23 protein-coding genes and 1 pseudogene are annotated in these 16,846 nt (G+C 39.8%); 23 read left to right on the top strand and 1 reads right to left on the bottom strand.

The annotated features are described in order from the left end of the window. Positions 1–209: 209 nt before the first annotated feature. The 15 genes and pseudogenes from R7Q46_RS24030 (at position 210) to R7Q46_RS23950 (ending at position 10,311) form a co-directional block, all read left to right on the top strand. Positions 210–488, top strand: coding sequence for a hypothetical protein (locus tag R7Q46_RS24030; RefSeq protein WP_033905615.1), 279 nt, complete (start codon positions 210–212; stop codon positions 486–488). Between the two features lie 151 nt (positions 489–639). Further along, positions 640–924 carry a MazG nucleotide pyrophosphohydrolase domain-containing protein gene (locus R7Q46_RS24025; protein WP_029833179.1) on the top strand — a complete coding sequence of 95 codons (285 nt, stop codon included), beginning with the start codon at positions 640–642 and terminating at the stop codon, positions 922–924. A 148-nt stretch (positions 925–1,072) separates the two neighbouring features. Then, the gene (locus R7Q46_RS24020; RefSeq protein ID WP_213872196.1) at positions 1,073–1,498 is read left to right on the top strand and encodes a hypothetical protein; all 426 of its coding nucleotides are present in this window, start codon (positions 1,073–1,075) and stop codon (positions 1,496–1,498) included. 146 nt (positions 1,499–1,644) lie between these two features. Continuing rightward, positions 1,645–1,992: a hypothetical protein gene (locus R7Q46_RS24015; RefSeq protein WP_213872195.1), complete on the top strand. Its 348-nt coding sequence runs from the start codon at positions 1,645–1,647 to the stop codon at positions 1,990–1,992. A gap of 259 nt (positions 1,993–2,251) precedes the next feature. After that, on the top strand, positions 2,252–2,428 hold the full coding sequence (locus tag R7Q46_RS24010) for a hypothetical protein (RefSeq protein WP_154218409.1): 177 nt from the start codon (positions 2,252–2,254) through the stop codon (positions 2,426–2,428). A 3-nt stretch (positions 2,429–2,431) separates the two neighbouring features. Then, complete coding sequence (locus R7Q46_RS24005) at positions 2,432–2,818, top strand: type II toxin-antitoxin system YafO family toxin (protein ID WP_213872194.1); 387 nt, start codon at positions 2,432–2,434, stop codon at positions 2,816–2,818. Positions 2,819–2,826: 8 nt separating this feature from the next. Continuing rightward, positions 2,827–3,099, top strand: a complete 273-nt coding sequence (locus R7Q46_RS24000; protein WP_005445731.1) for a hypothetical protein — start codon at positions 2,827–2,829, stop codon at positions 3,097–3,099. 737 nt (positions 3,100–3,836) lie between these two features. Next, positions 3,837–4,604, top strand: coding sequence for an FRG domain-containing protein (locus R7Q46_RS23990; protein WP_151514868.1), 768 nt, complete (start codon positions 3,837–3,839; stop codon positions 4,602–4,604). A 213-nt stretch (positions 4,605–4,817) separates the two neighbouring features. Beyond that, on the top strand, positions 4,818–5,252 hold the full coding sequence (locus tag R7Q46_RS23985) for a hypothetical protein (RefSeq protein WP_151514867.1): 435 nt from the start codon (positions 4,818–4,820) through the stop codon (positions 5,250–5,252). 135 nt (positions 5,253–5,387) lie between these two features. Next, entirely contained in the window at positions 5,388–5,741 is a 354-nt protein-coding gene (locus R7Q46_RS23980) for a VOC family protein (RefSeq protein ID WP_025769043.1), read from the top strand. Between the two features lie 686 nt (positions 5,742–6,427). Continuing rightward, positions 6,428–6,922, top strand: a complete 495-nt coding sequence (locus R7Q46_RS23970; RefSeq protein WP_151514866.1) for a GNAT family N-acetyltransferase — start codon at positions 6,428–6,430, stop codon at positions 6,920–6,922. 147 nt (positions 6,923–7,069) lie between these two features. Then, positions 7,070–7,525: a hypothetical protein gene (locus R7Q46_RS23965; RefSeq protein ID WP_033907399.1), complete on the top strand. Its 456-nt coding sequence runs from the start codon at positions 7,070–7,072 to the stop codon at positions 7,523–7,525. Between the two features lie 306 nt (positions 7,526–7,831). Then, positions 7,832–8,185: pseudogene (locus R7Q46_RS23960) on the top strand (T6SS effector amidase Tae4 family protein); the annotation flags it as partial. Continuing rightward, positions 8,182–8,589 carry a hypothetical protein gene (locus tag R7Q46_RS23955; RefSeq protein WP_025769021.1) on the top strand — a complete coding sequence of 136 codons (408 nt, stop codon included), beginning with the start codon at positions 8,182–8,184 and terminating at the stop codon, positions 8,587–8,589. The pseudogene R7Q46_RS23960 and the gene R7Q46_RS23955, both read left to right, overlap by 4 nt. 1,272 nt (positions 8,590–9,861) lie before the next feature. After that, a complete protein-coding gene (locus R7Q46_RS23950; RefSeq protein WP_318077828.1) occupies positions 9,862–10,311 on the top strand; it encodes a hypothetical protein in 450 nt (149 codons plus the stop codon). A 466-nt stretch (positions 10,312–10,777) separates the two neighbouring features. Here R7Q46_RS23950 and R7Q46_RS23945 read toward each other — a convergent pair whose 3' ends face one another. Next, positions 10,778–11,230: a hypothetical protein gene (locus R7Q46_RS23945; RefSeq protein ID WP_149191759.1), complete on the bottom strand. Its 453-nt coding sequence runs from the start codon at positions 11,228–11,230 to the stop codon at positions 10,778–10,780. 558 nt (positions 11,231–11,788) lie between these two features. Between R7Q46_RS23945 and R7Q46_RS23940 the strand changes: the two genes are divergently transcribed. The 8 genes from R7Q46_RS23940 (at position 11,789) to R7Q46_RS23905 (ending at position 16,621) form a co-directional block, all read left to right on the top strand. Then, positions 11,789–12,190 carry a hypothetical protein gene (locus tag R7Q46_RS23940; RefSeq protein ID WP_213872158.1) on the top strand — a complete coding sequence of 134 codons (402 nt, stop codon included), beginning with the start codon at positions 11,789–11,791 and terminating at the stop codon, positions 12,188–12,190. A gap of 713 nt (positions 12,191–12,903) precedes the next feature. Beyond that, positions 12,904–13,347, top strand: coding sequence for a hypothetical protein (locus tag R7Q46_RS23935; protein ID WP_151514861.1), 444 nt, complete (start codon positions 12,904–12,906; stop codon positions 13,345–13,347). A gap of 133 nt (positions 13,348–13,480) precedes the next feature. Beyond that, positions 13,481–13,936 (top strand): hypothetical protein, encoded by a 456-nt coding sequence (locus R7Q46_RS23930; protein WP_318077827.1) that lies wholly within the window; start codon positions 13,481–13,483, stop codon positions 13,934–13,936. A gap of 202 nt (positions 13,937–14,138) precedes the next feature. Further along, positions 14,139–14,516 carry a VOC family protein gene (locus tag R7Q46_RS23925; RefSeq protein WP_053350295.1) on the top strand — a complete coding sequence of 126 codons (378 nt, stop codon included), beginning with the start codon at positions 14,139–14,141 and terminating at the stop codon, positions 14,514–14,516. Positions 14,517–14,840: 324 nt separating this feature from the next. Next, complete coding sequence (locus R7Q46_RS23920; protein WP_010448432.1) at positions 14,841–15,359, top strand: L,D-transpeptidase family protein; 519 nt, start codon at positions 14,841–14,843, stop codon at positions 15,357–15,359. After that, complete coding sequence (locus R7Q46_RS23915; RefSeq protein WP_053350296.1) at positions 15,349–15,717, top strand: DUF2195 family protein; 369 nt, start codon at positions 15,349–15,351, stop codon at positions 15,715–15,717. The genes R7Q46_RS23920 and R7Q46_RS23915 overlap by 11 nt, the downstream gene beginning before the upstream one ends. Before the next feature lie 232 nt (positions 15,718–15,949). Continuing rightward, positions 15,950–16,318 (top strand): hypothetical protein, encoded by a 369-nt coding sequence (locus tag R7Q46_RS23910; RefSeq protein ID WP_053350297.1) that lies wholly within the window; start codon positions 15,950–15,952, stop codon positions 16,316–16,318. A gap of 3 nt (positions 16,319–16,321) precedes the next feature. After that, a complete protein-coding gene (locus R7Q46_RS23905; protein WP_053350298.1) occupies positions 16,322–16,621 on the top strand; it encodes a hypothetical protein in 300 nt (99 codons plus the stop codon). Positions 16,622–16,846: the final 225 nt, after the last annotated feature.

Raw genomic sequence — 16,846 nt, 5'->3', positions numbered from 1 at the left:
TTCGCCTAACAAGGCGTTTAAGGCGGATTCACAACGCTTGGCGACTTCAGTTCAAGTTGAATTTAGTGTTTAAGGTATAATGGTTTAGGTTTGGTGGTTGGCGTTGTTCACCACTTAACGCGGCGTTAGGCGACATGAGACAAACGATAGAGTAGTGATAGTATCACTGGCGTGAATCTAGCTTCAGTTAACAGAAAAGGAGTGGATTAATGAATGGTAAAGCATTTGATAATTGGCAAAAATCGCGAAAGAAAGGATGTTTAAATTGGCTTTTCAGAACCACTTTCGTCACAGCCATTTTGTACATGATTTTTAATGTTATTTTCCTTTATCCATCTTCTGATGCGCCAAGCATTACGATTTTCTTATCGGATAATGCTCTTAATTACTCAATTTACACGATCGGGATGTTTTTCGCATTTTGGGCTATTTGGCTATACAACGAATCTTCGTATGAGAAAGAAGTTAAACGTAGAAATGTCGCCTAACAAACTGTTCAAGAGGGATTCGCAACGCGTGGCATTTTCACTATGCGTTGAATTTAGTGATTAAGGTGGTATGCGGCGGCTTTTGTATTGCGTTGCTCACCCCTTAGCAGGGCGTTATACGCTTTATGGAAAATGATACAAAAAGGATGTTATGAAGTTATCTGAGTTACAAAGTCATATAAAAGAATTCGATTATGCGCCAGAGCAATCTGAACACTATTTTTTGAAACTAATCGAAGAAGTTGGCGAATTATCGGAATCAATTCGCAAAGGTAAACGTGGGCAACCAACGTTAGATGAACTCAAAGGTTCAATCGCAGAAGAGTTATATGACGTCTTGTACTATGTTTGTGCTTTAGCCAATATTCATGATGTAAACCTTGATAAAACGCATGAACTAAAAGAAGTTTTGAATAAGGTTAAGTACAACCGATAGGACGCGTATAACAAATTGTTCAAGAGGGATTCAGCACGCGTGGCATTTTTACTATGCGTTGGTTTAAGTGATTAAGGTGGTATGCGGTAGCATCGGTGTTGCGTGCTTCACCCCTTAACAAGGCGTTAGCTTTCTTTGGGAGAGTAAAGTGAGTCAATATTTGATCGAACCAGAAGTTCCTGGGAGTTTGGGTGAAAATACTTTGGCAAATTTCGATTTGCACCCACCGATAATAGAAAAGCTACATTTTCAGTTTGATGGGTGGTTAGGTGATGATTTATTGACTTCATTTCCATGCTTTTTAGTCACTGAACGTTTAGCCACGGCCTTAAGTTCATCGCAGTTGTCAGGATATAATCTGGAAGTGGCTGAAATATCTACTTCTGACGTATTTGAAGAACTGTATCCAGAGTGTACTTTACCTCGTTTTTCGTGGCTCCAAGTATCCGGAACCATCGGTAAAGACGATTTTAGCGTAACAAATGATGGGCTACTCTTAGTTTCTGAAGAGGCAATGGTGTTGTTACAAAGATATCAACTAGAAAATGCTGACATCGCAGTGTACAAAAGCTAACAAAGCATTTAAGAGTGATTCCCAACGCTTGGCATTTCCAGTTCAAGGTTGGGTTTTGTGTTTACGGTGTAATGGTTTAGGTTCGGTGGTAGCGTTGCTCACACCTTAATGCGGCGTTATGTTGCTAGAGGGTTGCGAGGAATAAAGTGCTTAATTTATTGAAGTTTTTTGTTGTCAGCAATCTCATTGCAACCGCCGTTGTGGTCGCATTTGAGGAATCTACTGGGTTCTTTGGTCTTAATTTTTGGTCTGACTACGCTTTCTTTGCCGTGGTGATTCTTTGGGGAATAGCAGCATTATTTTTTATGTATCCTCCTGAAGGTGGTTTTGGTGGCGATAACGCGGAAAGGGTGACAGGTTCAATGGTCGATGGTTCGGTGGCTGATGAAATTGACGACGAACGTTTTTCGTCAAACACGATATTTTGCATCAAGCTTTTTGTTTCTGGCTTACCAGCGTTTCTGACGCGCGTAATAGCGAGCTTCGCAACATAACAAAGCGTTCAAGAGGGACTCCCAACGCTTGGCGGTTTTAGTTTAAAGTTTGGCTTATGTGTTTATGGCACAATGCTTAAGTTTGGGGGGCATAGCGTTGTCGCCCCTTAACGCGGCGTTAGCCTTTTTACCGAACTCAGCTACGTATTTCATTGTGTTACACAGTAGTCATTGGTTTTGTCGCATATCGACGATTGATAAATAGGTAAATAAGTTTGGACTGAATATCTTCGATCTCTCGAGAAAAGGAGATCAACAAATGAAAATAAAAAATCGACCTATTGTATTATTAAAATCAAAATCTCAATGTGTAACTTATTCAGGAGATCCGTTGCATGACAAGGTGCGGATTATTTCTGCTGCGGCCAACTCAAAGAGAAAAATATTGTCACGAGCTGAGATAGCAAAAACTATACTCATTGTGGAAGAGGAATAGTGAATGAGTGATAAAGTTAGAATATTTGCTTATAAGCCGTTTAAAGATTCGCTCTCCCCTGATGTTTATGATGCTTTAAAAAACAAGTTTCGTGAGTACAAGGAAAAAGGTGTGCAACCACATGATTTTTGGAGAGATACGACGTTTGATTTTCCCGAAAAGCTTCGATTATCCGGGTTGCGACATATACATATAAAAGATAAAACGTCCAAGCGTTGGAACTTGAAGAAGTTTGCATTTGATAAAACTAGCAATACAGCTCTTATCTATTCTAGTAACTATTTTGATGACAATTGCTATTTACTTATTGGTTTGCTAGATAATGCTCATCACGCCTACAAAAATAACCTATTGTATATTGCTGATAGCTTTAGCAATAAAAATTTATAGGAACAAATATGAAAACCACTTTAAACTGGAAAAAAGGCACACCACCAACTCCCGGCATTTACTTTGTAGCACTGAAGTTGGGGCAATCTATAGGTAGATATGACTTCATGCTGTGGAGTGGAGAGGTGTGGGAGACAGATCAGCAGGTTGAAATTATAGCCTATGTAGATGCCGATGATATCAAAATGGCGTTATCCCCAGAGTGGCCAGAGAATTCTGATAGAGAATTGCCTCAAACCAATAAAAAAGATCTCCCTAATGATATTTGGGTAGAAGATTAAAACTAAAGGCTAACAAAGCATTTAAGAGTGATTCCCAACGCGTGGCATTTTTACTCCATCGTTGGGTTTTGTGTTTACGGTGGTATGATTAGGTTTCGTGGTAGCGTTGCTCACACCTTAATGCGGCGTTATGCCTTTTGGAGGGAAAATGAAAAATCTGCAAGAATTGGTCCTAAATTTTCGTCGTGTAATGGAGTGTTTAAATCCGTCCGATTTTGTAGGAACGTCCCTGTCTGTGAGTAAGTTTCCTTCTGCTTGTTGTGATGACTCCTCTCAGATTTTAGCCGCGTATTTAACCGTCTGGTGCGGCATTAATTCGTGGGGAATACGGTGGAAAAAGCGAAGAGTTACATTCTCATGTTTGGCTCGATTTAGATGGCTTCAAAATAGACGTAACAGCAGACCAATTTAATAAAGAGGCTATGGCAATCCATCAGTAATAATCGCACAGGAAAACGAGTTTCTAGAGACTTTTGAAACAACGAACGATGGTATTGCTGATTTTCGTATTCACTTAAAAGGCTACTCTGACCCTGGCTTAGAAAGTGACTTTGAATCTTGCTACAAGGTAATATTGTCGCACTTATCAGCACAGGCATAACAAACTGTTCAAGAGGGATTCGCAACGCGTGGCATTTTTACTATGCGTTGGTTTTAGTGTTTAAGGTGGTATGCGGCGGCTTTGGTATTGCGTTGCTCACCCCTTAACAGGGCGTTATACAAATAATGGAGATTTCATGACAACAGAATCAGTGGTTACAACAATACCTGATTACTTAAGTTTAGTACTATCAATATCAGCTGAGTGGGGAAGTCGGCATGGAGATATTTGGTATCGAGGAATTGCTAGAGAAGATATGGAGTTATTGCCAGGAGTAAAATGGCGGAATATATCTGCAAGTAATGAAGAGTCATTAATTTCCGGCTTTCTTATCAATGGAAAATCACTCTTTAAGGAAGATGTAAATTGCCAATGGCAGTTGTATTCTATGATGCAACATTATGGTCTTCCGACAAGATTATTAGATTGGAGTAAAAGTCCTTTGATTGCTGCATACTTTGCATTGGAAGCAGAGAATGATGTCGACCGTGTTGTGTGGGTTATGGATCCGTTGACACTAAACGAAATCAATATGGACAGAAGAGAAGTATTTGTGCCATATAAAGATCTGAAAGAAGAAACTAATGTTGATCCTTATCTACCTAAAGTTTTACGTCAAGATAGTGCTACTAATACACAGCCATTTCCGATTGCTATTGAGCCCCCTTATACAAACAGAAGAATATTGGCACAACAAGGTTGCTTCACTGTGCATGGTACGAAGAGTGAGCCTGTAAATGTACAATTTGAGCGTAATAACAGCGATCGGATTAGAAAAATTAAATTCTGCAAAAGTGCAGTCGCTACGCTACGCTCAGAATTAACTTTACTTGGAGTTACAATTGACTCAATTTATCAAGATCTTAATAGCTTGAGTTCACATTTAATCAATAGTCATAAGTGAATTTGTATAACAAGCTGTTTAAGAGTGATTCGCAACGCGTGGCATTTTCACTATGCGTTGAATTTAGTGATTAAGGTGGTTTGCTGCGGCCTCGGTATTGCGTTGCTCACCCCTTAGCAGGGCGTTATGTGCTTTGGAAAAAGTCTTAAACTTTAGATAACCATGTCTGTTAATCTTGGTATCAGTGATAATCAACTATCAAGGACTGATTTAATGTTTGATTGGACAAACCCTAAGCAAATCGATCTCACTCAACCATATCTGTATTTCATTAAGATCTCTGCTGAACAAAAGGAGTTTCGCTATATTGGCAAAGCCTCGAAGAAAGCGAGGCTGAATGAGTACAAGTCTAATGTGGCAAAAATTCTCGAAGGAAAGTCTCGACGACCAGTGTTAAAGAGAGATGGTTCTCTTCAATCACAAGGTAACTTGAAATACCGTTACGTTCACCTTGTGTTAGCTAATGCGCAAAAACGGGGTTGGGATATAGAGCATTACCCAATTGAAAACGTAGCTAAGCAAGACCTAAATTCCCGAGAGTTAACACTTATAAATGAACTTGAGTGCAATATGAATGATGGTTCAACTTGGTTCATTGAACAATTTTCTGAACTATCAGAGCAATTGCTACAAACAGTACGCACATAACAAACTGTTTAAGAGTGATTCGCAACGCGTGGCATTTTCGTTATGCGTTGATTTTAGTGATTAAGGTGGTGTGCGGAAGCTTCGGTATTGCGTTGCTCACACCTTAACAGGGCGTTATGTGGTTGGAGAAAAATTATGAATCCATCAGCGGTTCTTGTTCATGTCCCAGATGTAGCGAAAGGGCTTGAATGGTACAAGAAAGCTTTCCCCGAAGCCGTTCCGATTTACCATCCTGACTTTGACTTCACAGCGCTTGATCTAAATGGTTTCTCACTAGAAATAGTCCAAGCAGACAAAAAGGTTGGGGCTGGTAAAAGTGGTACGGTTGTTTACTGGTCAGTAGATAATTTACGTGTTGCTCTGGCTCATTTTGAAGAACTCGGTGCGTGTCTTTATCGAGGGCCAATGGAGATTGAAGATGGGCTTTCAATGTGCCAAGTTGAGGACCCATTTGGAAACTTAATAGGGCTACGTGGGAAAACCACATAACAAATTGTTCAAGAGGGATTCGCAACGCGTGGCATTTTTACTATGCGTTGGTTTTAGTGTTTAAGGCAGTATGCGGCGGCATCGGCATTGCGTTGCTCACCCCTTAACAAGGCGTTAGTACTGGATTGGCATCAAAGGTTAAAAGTCTTGGTGTTTATTGGTTTCTTTTCCTAACTTTACACCTGATCAAATGTGCCGTTCACGTTCGCTCCGGTGGCACTTTATGCTTTGTGTTTGCTTTGATTTCACCGTTTACGGTTTCTAACTTTTGGGCTATTTCTTTGGTGTGGTTTCTTTAGCGTTGAGATATTGTCGTCAAAGCTAGGTCTCTGTGAAGCAGCTGTTAAAGTCCGAAGCCCGTATCCTTTGTTAATTTGAAAACGGTGAAATAGGGCAGTTAGGTATGTTTTTCTTCTAGCCAACTTACGTCTTGAAGTTAGTTTAAGTTTGGCAGCGTCCCGTTTAGCTTCAGTGTTTTAAGCCATAAGTTTCGTGCTATATTTCAACATCTTGGCATGTGCCAAATGCTTTAAGGGCAGCGTACTAACAAACAGTTCAAGTGGGGTTCAGCACGCGTGGCATTTTTGATATGCGGTGGTTTTTGGTGTTGAAGTGCTATGCAGAGGCTTAGTCATGGCGTGCTTCACCCCTTAACAGGGCGTTATGTGCTTTTGAGGAAAATTGACATGGAAGTAGTAGAAGCGAGTCCAGATTTAGCTCCAATATTAGCGAGTTACGCGAAAGAATGTTTGGAGTCGGGTATCTCTAAGTATTTCGGCGTTGATCAAGATCCTGAAGCTTATTTATCAGGTTTGGCTGAACGTTCTAAGGCAACTTCTGAATTACCAAACGGTTATTTACCCAGCACAACTTATTATTGCGTATCTGGCTCTGAAATCTTAGGTGCTATTCGAATTCGTAAAGGTACGAATGCCAACGTAGAAAATGTCATTGGGCATGTTGGCTACGAAACTAGACCGTCAGCTCGTGGTAAAGGTGTAGCCTCATTTCTCCTCGCTTGGGTGCGAGACCATGTTGTCACTGACTCAGTTATTGTTACTTGTTCAATTGACAATCCTGCATCCCAAAAGGTTATCGAAAACTGCGGCGGTGAGTATCTTGGTAACTACACAAGTGAAAACGAGGGCACTGTAAGGCGCTACCGTTTAGCACGCACATAACAAAGCGTTCAAGAGGGATTCTCAACGCTTGGCAGTTTTGGTTCAAAGTTTAGCTTTTGTGATTATGGCACAATGGTTTAGGTAAGGTGGTGGCGTTGTTCACCCCTTAACGCGGCGTTATAGCGCAAGGCAATGTTGGAGTTTGGTTTGAATAAAGAAGTTAAGAAAAAGATTCATCAAATTAGGGATATTTTGGCGAGTTTTGAGAAATCAGACTTTCATAGTATGACTAGTTTTTATCACTCTTCTGGCTTTCCAAATGGTTGCTGTGGAGATGCTACAGATTTGCTAGGTCTGTATTTATTGCAGTACCACAACTTAGACAGTGAGTATGTCTGTGGTAATGGGCTAGGTGAAAATTTCAACCAATCCCATGCGTGGTTGGTGTGCAATGGTTATATTATTGATATTACAGCAGATCAATTCAATGAAGATGGGTATGAACTACCTGCTGTTGTTATTGAAAAACAAAGCTCGTTTCACGAATTGTTCGATGAAACCACAAGTCGTAATACTAGTGTTAGCTACTTAAAAGGCACGGGTATTCCGAACGTACTATCGAAAGTATTGTCAGTAATGCGCGCGTCGGAAAATGCGCTATAACAAACAATTTAAGAGTGATTCAGCACGCTTGGCATTTTTGGTTTGAGTTGTGTTCAGTGTTTACGGTGGTCAAATTGAGTGTCGTGGTCGCGTGCCTCACACCTTAATTGGGCGTTATGTATCCGAGTTTCGAAAGAATGATCGCACTATTTAATATGAAATAGGTTTGATTATTTTGAGTGTGTTAGAGTACTTTTTTGTTTCAGTGAGGTACGTACAGTGTCAGTAATTCAATTTGCCAAGTTATGGAAAAACCATCCATAACCAAAATCTCCTTGTGATAGGGCTCATTTTCCTAATCAGTGTGCTATTCGTATGGGGGTTGCTCTGGAGGAAACAGGTATCGACACTTCAACTTTTGACCAAAAATATCCTAATAGGCGCTGCTACCCTGGCTTTAAACATAGTCCGAGACACATTTTAGCAGCCCAAGAGTTAGCAAATTGGATCTCTGTTAACCCTAATATATTTGGAAATAAAGAGCTTATTAAAGATCAAAGAGAAAAATCATTAATTGGTCGGAGAGGGATTATCTTTATCAGGAATGGGTGGGGTAGTACCGATCACATTGACGTTTGGGATGGCGAGCATATGAAGGGAGGCGCCCCTGATTGGATTAATCTTGGTGATGAAGTTTGGTTTTGGGAGATAAAACAGTGAAACAAATAACTGCGCTACTTTTATCGTTTGTTAGTTTTTCTTCGTTAGCATTTAATCTGTCAGTTAACAATGGATCATCTTGTACTTTGTTTGAAGAGTCTACCATTTTTGAAACAAAACTAACTTCTCCATGTAATTGGGCAGTTAATGCTCAAGGTGATTTACAGACACTCAGTGTAAAAGGTAACAAAGTAGCCATTCTTCTAGGTCAACCTATATCTTCTAATCAAGCTGAAAAATGGGGGGTAAGTGTCGAACAGAACTGTTCTCTTGAATCTGTTGGTGTAATGATTGATGAGGTTTCAAAAGTAATCGCGGTCAGTAAGCCGCTTGAAGGGGCATTGTTGTGCCCGGTTCTTCCTATAGATCATGTGTTTTTCAAAAGCTACAATTGGTCTCTCTAGCCGCTATACATAACAAAGCATTTAAGAGTGATTCCCAACGCTTGGCATTTTCAGTTCAAGGTTGGGTTTCGTGTTTTTTGGCGCAATGGTTTAGGTTCGTAGTAGCGTTGCTCACACCTTAATGCGGCGTTATGTTTCACATTGATTTATAAGCAATAAATAGTTTTTGGCTTACTTCTTTGGTTGCTTTAGTAGTTTGGCTTTATGGTTTCAGCAACTCAATATCGGCGGTCTAAATACTTTGGGCTCTCGCCAATTTTAGGATTCGAATTTCAGGGTCGCTCCAATTGAAATTATGGCTTTATGCTGAAAATTTATCTTGCTTAAAGTCGCTTTGGTTTTGGTGAGAGGTCTCAATTATTACGCGCTTTGCGTTTATCGTACTTGTCGTAATGGTTGATTGACTCGTGTGATGTGAGTTGAACAATTTCTTGAACACAGCAGTTCTTTGTCAAGAAAGTGAGTCGTTTGTGGTAAAACATAACAAACAATTCAAGAGCGATTCGCAACGCATGGCATTTTTAGTTCAAATCGGCTTTTTTGTTTACGGCGTAATGGCTTAAGTTCAGTGTTAGCGTTGCTCACGCCTTAATTGGGCGTTATTTCCGCAACGGATCTCTCAGGCTGAATGTACGTGGTTGTAGCCTAAGAGTGAAAGTGGCGGGGTAATAGGGTGGAAAAGCGGCGAAAGGGCGAATATTGGTCATTTCCATGCTAGCTTTAAAGCGCTTTAAGCGCACCTTAATATGGCGCAGCAATTAAAGAGTGACGCTAAAGCGATTTAAGGTAGTGAGCTGCCAAATACTTCGGCTTCGATTTTTGCCTGCATACCGAAAATTTCTCGTCATATCAAAAGATTAGGCGTAAACATAGCCGACTTTAGTTGCGGAATAACAAGACGTTCAAGGCGATTCGAAACGCATTGGGGTTATGGTGCCCAAATAGGCACGGATTTATCAGAGTTTATTTTAGGTTAGGGTGCATGTGCGTCTCTCACACCTTAACTGCGCGTTATACATTTTGGGAGTAAGTAGTGGCGGATAATGAAACTCATTATTTGAGAAACTTTGAAGATCAGCTGTATGATGCAGTGTATATGCTGTATTTCTCCTTAGATATAGATCAAGACAATTATAAAGATGATGTAATCAGGCCGCACGTAAGGGCATCAGTCCTTAATACTTGTCTACTACTAGAGTATAGTCCAATTGCTTAATTGAAACACTAGATTTACCGAAACAGTTTTTTGACGATATTGATAAAATGCCCTTTTTGTCTAAATTTGAGTTTTTCTTAAACAAAGTAAATCCTAGTCAAAAATTTGATAGAGGGGCGCTAGTTGTCCAAAGGGTTAAAGAGTTAAAAACCATCAGGGATAGCTATGTTCATCAGAAGGTAAAAAAATCCAAATATGAAATAATCTCGTCAACTGTTTCGGAAGCGGATTATGGATGCACGGAACAGCTAAAGTTTCCTCGAGCACCTAAGAAATGGCGCTCAGAACATGCAGTGTCTGCTCTTAAAGCCGTCAACGATTTTTACAATGAGTATCTATTGAACTGGTGTGCTTTGAATACACAGCAAACTGTAGATCTACTCTTGGGCTCTAAGAAGGCTGATTTAGCTAACCCGATAGGCGCTCAAATTGATTTTGTTGGTGGCTTAGGCCGTGCGGTAACCGAGTGGGGAATAGACTTTAAGTTCATTGGAAAGAATGTATAACAAAGCATTTAAGAGTGATTCTCAACACTTGGCAGTTTCGCTTCGCTCAAGTATAGCCAAGCGTCGCTCACACCTTAATGCGGCGTTATGCCGAAAGAGCTTACGGAACATATATAGAGTATAATATTGCACCTACTAAAAGTGACGAAAACAAAACACTAATTAGATTGAGGCGTATTTTTTGGTAAGAGTTTTGTTGTTTTCTATAGCTTATTATAACGAAAATGGATGCAATTATTGGTAGTAATATCAAAGGTCTTCTTAGCGCAATATCTAAGAATAGTGAATTCATAATATAGGTAGTTTCTCCGAACAATTCGCGGCTAAGGGCCGAAAAATGTTCACGAGAAAGAATTAGGAAACAATAACCTCCGAAAAGAAAGATAGTTGTAAATAGCAACAGCTTGTTAGTGAAGTTCAATGTTTTATTTTTTATGGTGTTTAAATATCGCTTCATCATAAGCCTCTACTTAGAGCTTTGAGTTTTCATTGCTCTAATTTGACCTCTGATTTTTGTTGAGGCTAGTTGATAAGCATCTATTTTTATATTGAATTTGTCTATTGCAGATTTAGCGTTCCCAATTTTATCGATTACCTTTAAGGTCACGTCACCTTTACTAGAACCAAAGGATGTTCCTTTCACTTCTACATCAACTTGGCTTCCAATAAAGTTTTCGTACTGTAAAAGTTTCTGAGCTGACTCATTTTCTACAGTCATCCACTCTGTTTGAGCGTGCCCAAACACTAAAGTGCTTGATTCTCCACCTACAGATAAATAGTCAGCAATACCATATAAACGTGCTGGAGCTTTACCATCATTAGGCTTTGTTTCGATATAGCAGCCGGATATTAAATTGACTCCTATCGGTAGTTTGGGGATACCAGCACCTAAACCACTAATAGTAATCCTAACTTTCATTAATAATTTTCCTATATTTCCATTCTTATACGCCTATTATGGCATATGGAGGTGCTGCGTTGGTCATTGGTTTATAGCCAAGCGAGTGAGCTCTCAAATTTACGATTACTGTGATGCAACAAAAGATGTTGAAAGGTTTGAATCTCCTGGTTTCGGCATAACAAAGCATTTAAGAGTGATTCCCAACGCTTGGCATTTTCGTCTCCGCGTTGGGTTTCGTGTTTACGGTGTCTTGGTTTGGGTTAGCTGATTAGCGTTGCTCACACCTTAATGCGGCGTTATGCCTAAATGAGGAAGTATGGAGTCTATTTACAGTATTATTCAGGAAAATCCTGATTATTTCGCTTGGGTCTTCGGTTTAGTCAATGCACTCTGGGGGATCTTTCTATATTTCAACAAGCAAAGTCATGACAAAGCCCTAGAAAACTTAAAGCATGGATTATCGTTAGAAGCAGAGAGAAGAAAAAAATATTCGAGCTTAAGGTTTCTCAATACGAAGCGTATGTCTCCAATTTAGATGAGTTCGGGAAAAAGCATCAAGTTGATCTTCCAGCAAAGATGCAGCCAATCTTTGACAAGTATTTCAACGATTATCTCGCGGCAGCACAAGTAGGAGATAAAGACAAAGAGCGTGAAGTTTTGTGTTGGTTCGGAACGCAAGTCTCAGAGGTCATGCGTGATAGCACTGAAGACTTAATGAAATTACAAGCAGAGTCTAACAAATTAAAGCTCACAGCGACTGACCAAATGGTTGAAACATTTGCTTGTTTGGAAGCTTTGACAAAAGCGTCCTCAGACAAGTCCAATGAATTTATGAGTAAATTTCTTGAAATAGTCTTATCTCAAAATAATGAGCTATCTGCAAAATTGCAGGAAGAGCTAGCCAGTTTAGGTAAAGAAACCCAAGCCGTTGCTAAAGAGTTGATGGAGCAGATGAGGCAAGAGCTGCAAACAATTTAGGCATAACAAATTGTTCAAGAGTGATTCGGCACGCGTGGCATTTTTACCATACGTTAGTTTTAGTGGTTAAGGTGCTATGCGGAGGCTTCGGTATTGCGTGCCTCACACCTTAACAAGGCGTTAGTACGGGTTTTACATCAAAGGTCATAAGTTTTGGTGTTTATCTGTTTTGGTGCTCGTCTTTGCACCTTTCAGGTTGTGCCTCTCACGTTCTTTCCGGTGGCACTATATGCGGAGTGTTTGCTTTGACTTCTCCGTTTACGGCTTCTAACTATTAGCCTATTTCTTTGGTGCTTCTTCATTTTCGTGGTGGCTTTTGAGAGAACCTTGATTACTTTTTGTGTGGCTGTTGAAGTGCGAGGAAAGAATCCTTTTCTAATTTGAAGTCAGTAAAAGTAGGGGAGTTCAGTGCGTTTTTCTTCTAGCCAACTCTCGTCTATCAATGGCGGTAAAGTTTTGTAGCTGCCCGTCTCACTTCAGTGTTCAAAGCCTTTCATATCATGCCACTTTTCAATATCTTGGAGCGCATAAATAGAAGTAGCGCATGTACTAACAAATTGCTTAAGAGTGATTCGTAACGCGTGGCATTTTTACTTTGCGGTGGCTTATGATGATTAAGGCGTTGTGCGGTAGCTTTTGTATTGCGTTACTCACACCTTAGCAAGGCGTTAGCTATAATGACAAATTTGCCTAATATTAATTGGAGGAATAATATGAATGGAATCTTACCTGACTTGATTCAAAGCTTTGAAGAATGCTTAAAAATGGTTGGTGGTCAAAGAGATCATTACGATGTTGACGCAGCATTGGCGATGACTTTTATTTTGATGCAAAGAAAAGTTTTCAATGAACAAGAGCGTAGTATCCTGTCCATGAAATTATCCGAAAAGTGTTTAAAACGGGGAAATATATTTAATGATGTGAATGAGCAAGCTGAATTTTTAGAAATGGCCAGTTTTTATCCTGAGACAGTAAAATATTTGGTTAATAACGGAGTGTTTAATCTTTCAACTCTTCGTCTTGCACTGGATAAATTGAATCATGAAGTACGTAAGAGTAGCGGCTATAGCTCTATGGCACAATGCATGATGTACACTCAAAGTAAAGCTGATAGTGCAATCATCATTCAAAACTGTATCAATTTGATAGATAGCTAACAAACTGTTTAAGAGTGATTCGCAACGCGTGGCATTTTCACTATGCGTTGGTTTAAGTGATTAAGGTGGTATGCGGCGGCTTTTGTATTGCGTTGCTCACCCCTTAACTGGGCGTTATGTTGAGAAGGAAGTTATGAAAACTTTATTGAAACAAAGTAAATTGGTCAGTTTTAAATTAATGTATAGCTTTATCACTAAAGTATTAATTTGTGGCATGTTTGCTTACTACTTAGTCGAGATATCTAAGGCTCCATTTTTAACACAATTAGGATACATCGTATTCTTTTGTGCTGTATCTTTAGCTGCTGAGTATTTAGCAGCTAAACCGAAACAGTCGCTAGAAGTTGTGCTTGATGGTAATAGTTTATCTCTTTTAGGGACAAGTATAAATACTGCTGATATTAATGAAATTTTGTATGCGCAAACCAAAAGGTTTGAACATACGGTAAGGTTTCGTTTCAAAAATCAGACATATCAAGACTTTGAACTAGCTTCTCCTGACTTAATTGAAGATCTAAGATTTTACCATTTTCTGGTTGAAAACCAGTTGCCTGTGAAGATGCTAGATAGTCATGAACGCGTTGCTTAACATCTCAACATAACAAATTGTTCAAGAGTGATTCGGCACGCGTGGTATTTTTACTATGCGTTGGGTTTAGTGATTAAGGTGGTATGCGTAGGCTTCGACATTGCGTGCCTCACCCCTTAGCAGGGCGTTATGTTGAATAGGGCTTCAAAGCCCACAGGTATTCAGCTAATCTCTTCTTCCACACAATATCTTAGGTATATACATGATTGTTCACGTTACAATTCCCGTTAGTGATTTAGAAAGAAGCCGGAAGTTTTATGAAGAAGCTTTTAGTCCACTAGGGTACAAAATTGCATTTGGTGAAAAAGGTAAATTTTGGGCTTTCGACCTCGGTAAGGGCTTCTTATTCGAGATCTGTAGTGCTAAGACTGAGGGTGCTTTAACAAGCTTTCATATTGCCTTCCGTGTGGCGAGTCAGCAAAAGGTTCGAGAGTTTTATAACTCAGCTATTTCAGCAGGAGCGCGAGACAACGGAGCTCCAGGACCGCGACCTCACTATACCGAGAACTATTATGCCTGCTTCGTTCATGATCCAGATGGTCATAATATTGAAGCTGTCTTTGACACCTGGAAGTCTTGATGCAGTTGAAAATGCGGTAAAAGTTTAATGTAAAACACGTGCTGAGTTTCAACATAACAAACTGTTCAAGAGTGATTCGCAACGCGTGGCATTTTTACCATGCGTTGGGTTAAGTGATTAAGGTGGTATGCTGCGGCTTTTGTATTGCGTTGCTCACACCTTAACAGGGCGTTATAGCGCTAGGCGATAGTGTTGCATTGATCGCAATTTCAATTACCGCCTGTCTCTGGCATAAGATGCGATAAATTAAACTAAAAACATACAGTTTAATTCGTTATTCATTTGAGTGAATATTTGCCTTTTCAAAGTGAAAAGGAGTTACACATGGAGAGTTTGGTTTATACAGGAACAGAGCTGAAGTGGCACGGGCGCGGTACCTTTAAAGCGACTTCTGGAATGAAGGGTTATCAATACCCTGAAGACCAGTGTGTTCCAGATAAAGGTCCTGTCCCAGAGGGAAAATACTATATTCCTCTTATATTGGGAGCTTTGGCTGAAGATGATGGTTCTGGCTTTTGTGTGCTTAAACCATCATGGCAGGTTCAAGAAATACCGCGTGGAGAAAGCGCAGGCGAGTGTGATCCTTACTGGGCTAACTGGGGCTATAATCGGGTGCGCTTTGAACCATACGACGAGGTTACCAAAAAAAGATGCAGACCTTCGAGAAGTGGCTTTTACCTTCATGATTCAACTAAAGGATACAGCCATGGCTGTATCGAAGTGGAAGGACGCTTCTTCAATGAACTTAGAGCGTTTATCAAAAAAACAGATGCTCGGAAGCTTATGTTAAGTATCAAATACCAACCGAATGTAAAAACTAATGGTGGAACTTATGTTGGCTAGAATCTGTATTTTATTATTTTGTTGCCTCCCCTTTTTGTCGTTCGCGCAGCAGACTGCAAGTAGTTTCGTTGACTTCGAGAATACACTTTCAAATTGTGTTTCTATTGATACTAGCGATACTTATGACCGTAACAATCTAACTCTAGTAGATATGAAGCTGACACTAGAAAAAAATATAGGTAGCTGTGGGTGCAAATCTGCCATAGCATCTATTACGCTTGAAAGCATGCCTTCTGGTAGTTCAAGCTTTGACTTTGCTTTGATCAAGTCTCGCATTATATCAGTTCCTTTATTGCTCGATAATACATTGAAAAATGTTAGCAGCATCAAGGGTGCTTTGGCTTGCGGTAATAACTAGCGCAATAACAAAGCATTTAAGAGTGATTCCCAACGCTTGGCATTTTTGGTGTAAAGGTTGGGGTTTGTGTTTACGGTGATATGGTTAAGGTTTGGTAGTAGCGTTGCTCACACCTTAATGAGGCGTTATGCTCCAACATGAATAGGAATACAATTTTTACTCAAAAAACAAGGAAAGTTATGACTCGATTGAACATTAAAGATCTATATACTGTAGTTTCTCCCAAAGAACTTTGGAAGGTTTACAAAATGATGTATGGCGCTGCGGTAGGGGCTCTCATCCAGGATTACAAAAGCTAAGGTTAGGAAAGGATCTTCATTATGCATTAGATCCGTTTGTTCCAGACAACGCATTGATTATCCCTAATAGAAAGTTTGGAATCAGTTTTGCTGACTCCTTAGAAAAATTACGAAAGCAGCTCGTTAGTGGACGGGCTTGGAAGTTAAGTGTTGGTAAAAAGCTGCCAGAAGGATTGTGTTTTAACTATTTAGATAAAGACCATCCTTTACTTAACGTTTCAAAACCAATGCCAGCAAGAGAGTTGCAAATGCGGTTAGAAGAGTTGGCTGAGATAATGATAAATACTAATCAAAAGGTATAAACTATGAAAGAATATTTTTTGCCACCGAAAGTTTTTGATGAGATTCTGGCATACGCAAAAAAAGAAAATTTTTCCGAGTTAGAAAAATTGGTAGGTAAACATGATAATGGGACGATATTTGTCGAACCATGGGAAGTCGAGATGCTCTTGAATGTGGCGAAATTATGGCGACTAGAGGCTTTATTGAAATACCCTTTTTGGGATAGTGACCATCCTAAATACGATCCTTGTCAGGAAGATTTATTCATGGATGAGCAAGAAGAAAAATGGGGTAAAATTGCTATGACATTCCCCGACGATTAATTAAGCATAACAAAGCATTTAAGAGTGATTCCCAACGCTTGGCATTTCTCATTCTATCGTTGGCTTTAGTGTTTACGGCACAATGGTTTAGTTTGGGTGGAATGCGTTGTTCACCCCTTAATGCGGCGTTATGTTCTTGGAGGAAATTGTGGGCTATCAAAGGGATAGGGTAACTTTCAGCGTTTTCCATAAACTTGCTTTAACTATTTACAAATGCTTAAAATT

The organism is Vibrio sp. 811 (assembly GCF_033339195.1).
The sequence above is the reverse complement of the archived record's forward strand: the minus strand, read 5'-3'. Positions and strand labels throughout refer to the sequence as shown.

What these genes read in the sequence shown, in the direction of transcription:
- R7Q46_RS23970 (WP_151514866.1), top strand. Translation starts at nt 6,428, where the DNA reads ATGGAAGTAGTAGAAGCGAGTCCAGATTTAGCTCCAATATTAGCGAGT.
- R7Q46_RS24025 (WP_029833179.1), top strand. Translation starts at nt 640, where the DNA reads ATGAAGTTATCTGAGTTACAAAGTCATATAAAAGAATTCGATTATGCG.
- R7Q46_RS23925 (WP_053350295.1), top strand. Translation starts at nt 14,139, where the DNA reads ATGATTGTTCACGTTACAATTCCCGTTAGTGATTTAGAAAGAAGCCGG.
- R7Q46_RS23985 (WP_151514867.1), top strand. Translation starts at nt 4,818, where the DNA reads ATGTTTGATTGGACAAACCCTAAGCAAATCGATCTCACTCAACCATAT.
- R7Q46_RS24005 (WP_213872194.1), top strand. Translation starts at nt 2,432, where the DNA reads ATGAGTGATAAAGTTAGAATATTTGCTTATAAGCCGTTTAAAGATTCG.
- R7Q46_RS23935 (WP_151514861.1), top strand. Translation starts at nt 12,904, where the DNA reads ATGAATGGAATCTTACCTGACTTGATTCAAAGCTTTGAAGAATGCTTA.
- R7Q46_RS23905 (WP_053350298.1), top strand. Translation starts at nt 16,322, where the DNA reads ATGAAAGAATATTTTTTGCCACCGAAAGTTTTTGATGAGATTCTGGCA.
- R7Q46_RS24030 (WP_033905615.1), top strand. Translation starts at nt 210, where the DNA reads ATGAATGGTAAAGCATTTGATAATTGGCAAAAATCGCGAAAGAAAGGA.
- R7Q46_RS23940 (WP_213872158.1), top strand. Translation starts at nt 11,789, where the DNA reads ATGCAGCCAATCTTTGACAAGTATTTCAACGATTATCTCGCGGCAGCA.
- R7Q46_RS24010 (WP_154218409.1), top strand. Translation starts at nt 2,252, where the DNA reads ATGAAAATAAAAAATCGACCTATTGTATTATTAAAATCAAAATCTCAA.
- R7Q46_RS23980 (WP_025769043.1), top strand. Translation starts at nt 5,388, where the DNA reads ATGAATCCATCAGCGGTTCTTGTTCATGTCCCAGATGTAGCGAAAGGG.
- R7Q46_RS23930 (WP_318077827.1), top strand. Translation starts at nt 13,481, where the DNA reads ATGAAAACTTTATTGAAACAAAGTAAATTGGTCAGTTTTAAATTAATG.
- R7Q46_RS23945 (WP_149191759.1), bottom strand. Translation starts at nt 11,230, where the DNA reads ATGAAAGTTAGGATTACTATTAGTGGTTTAGGTGCTGGTATCCCCAAA.
- R7Q46_RS24000 (WP_005445731.1), top strand. Translation starts at nt 2,827, where the DNA reads ATGAAAACCACTTTAAACTGGAAAAAAGGCACACCACCAACTCCCGGC.
- R7Q46_RS23915 (WP_053350296.1), top strand. Translation starts at nt 15,349, where the DNA reads ATGTTGGCTAGAATCTGTATTTTATTATTTTGTTGCCTCCCCTTTTTG.
- R7Q46_RS23920 (WP_010448432.1), top strand. Translation starts at nt 14,841, where the DNA reads ATGGAGAGTTTGGTTTATACAGGAACAGAGCTGAAGTGGCACGGGCGC.
- R7Q46_RS23990 (WP_151514868.1), top strand. Translation starts at nt 3,837, where the DNA reads ATGACAACAGAATCAGTGGTTACAACAATACCTGATTACTTAAGTTTA.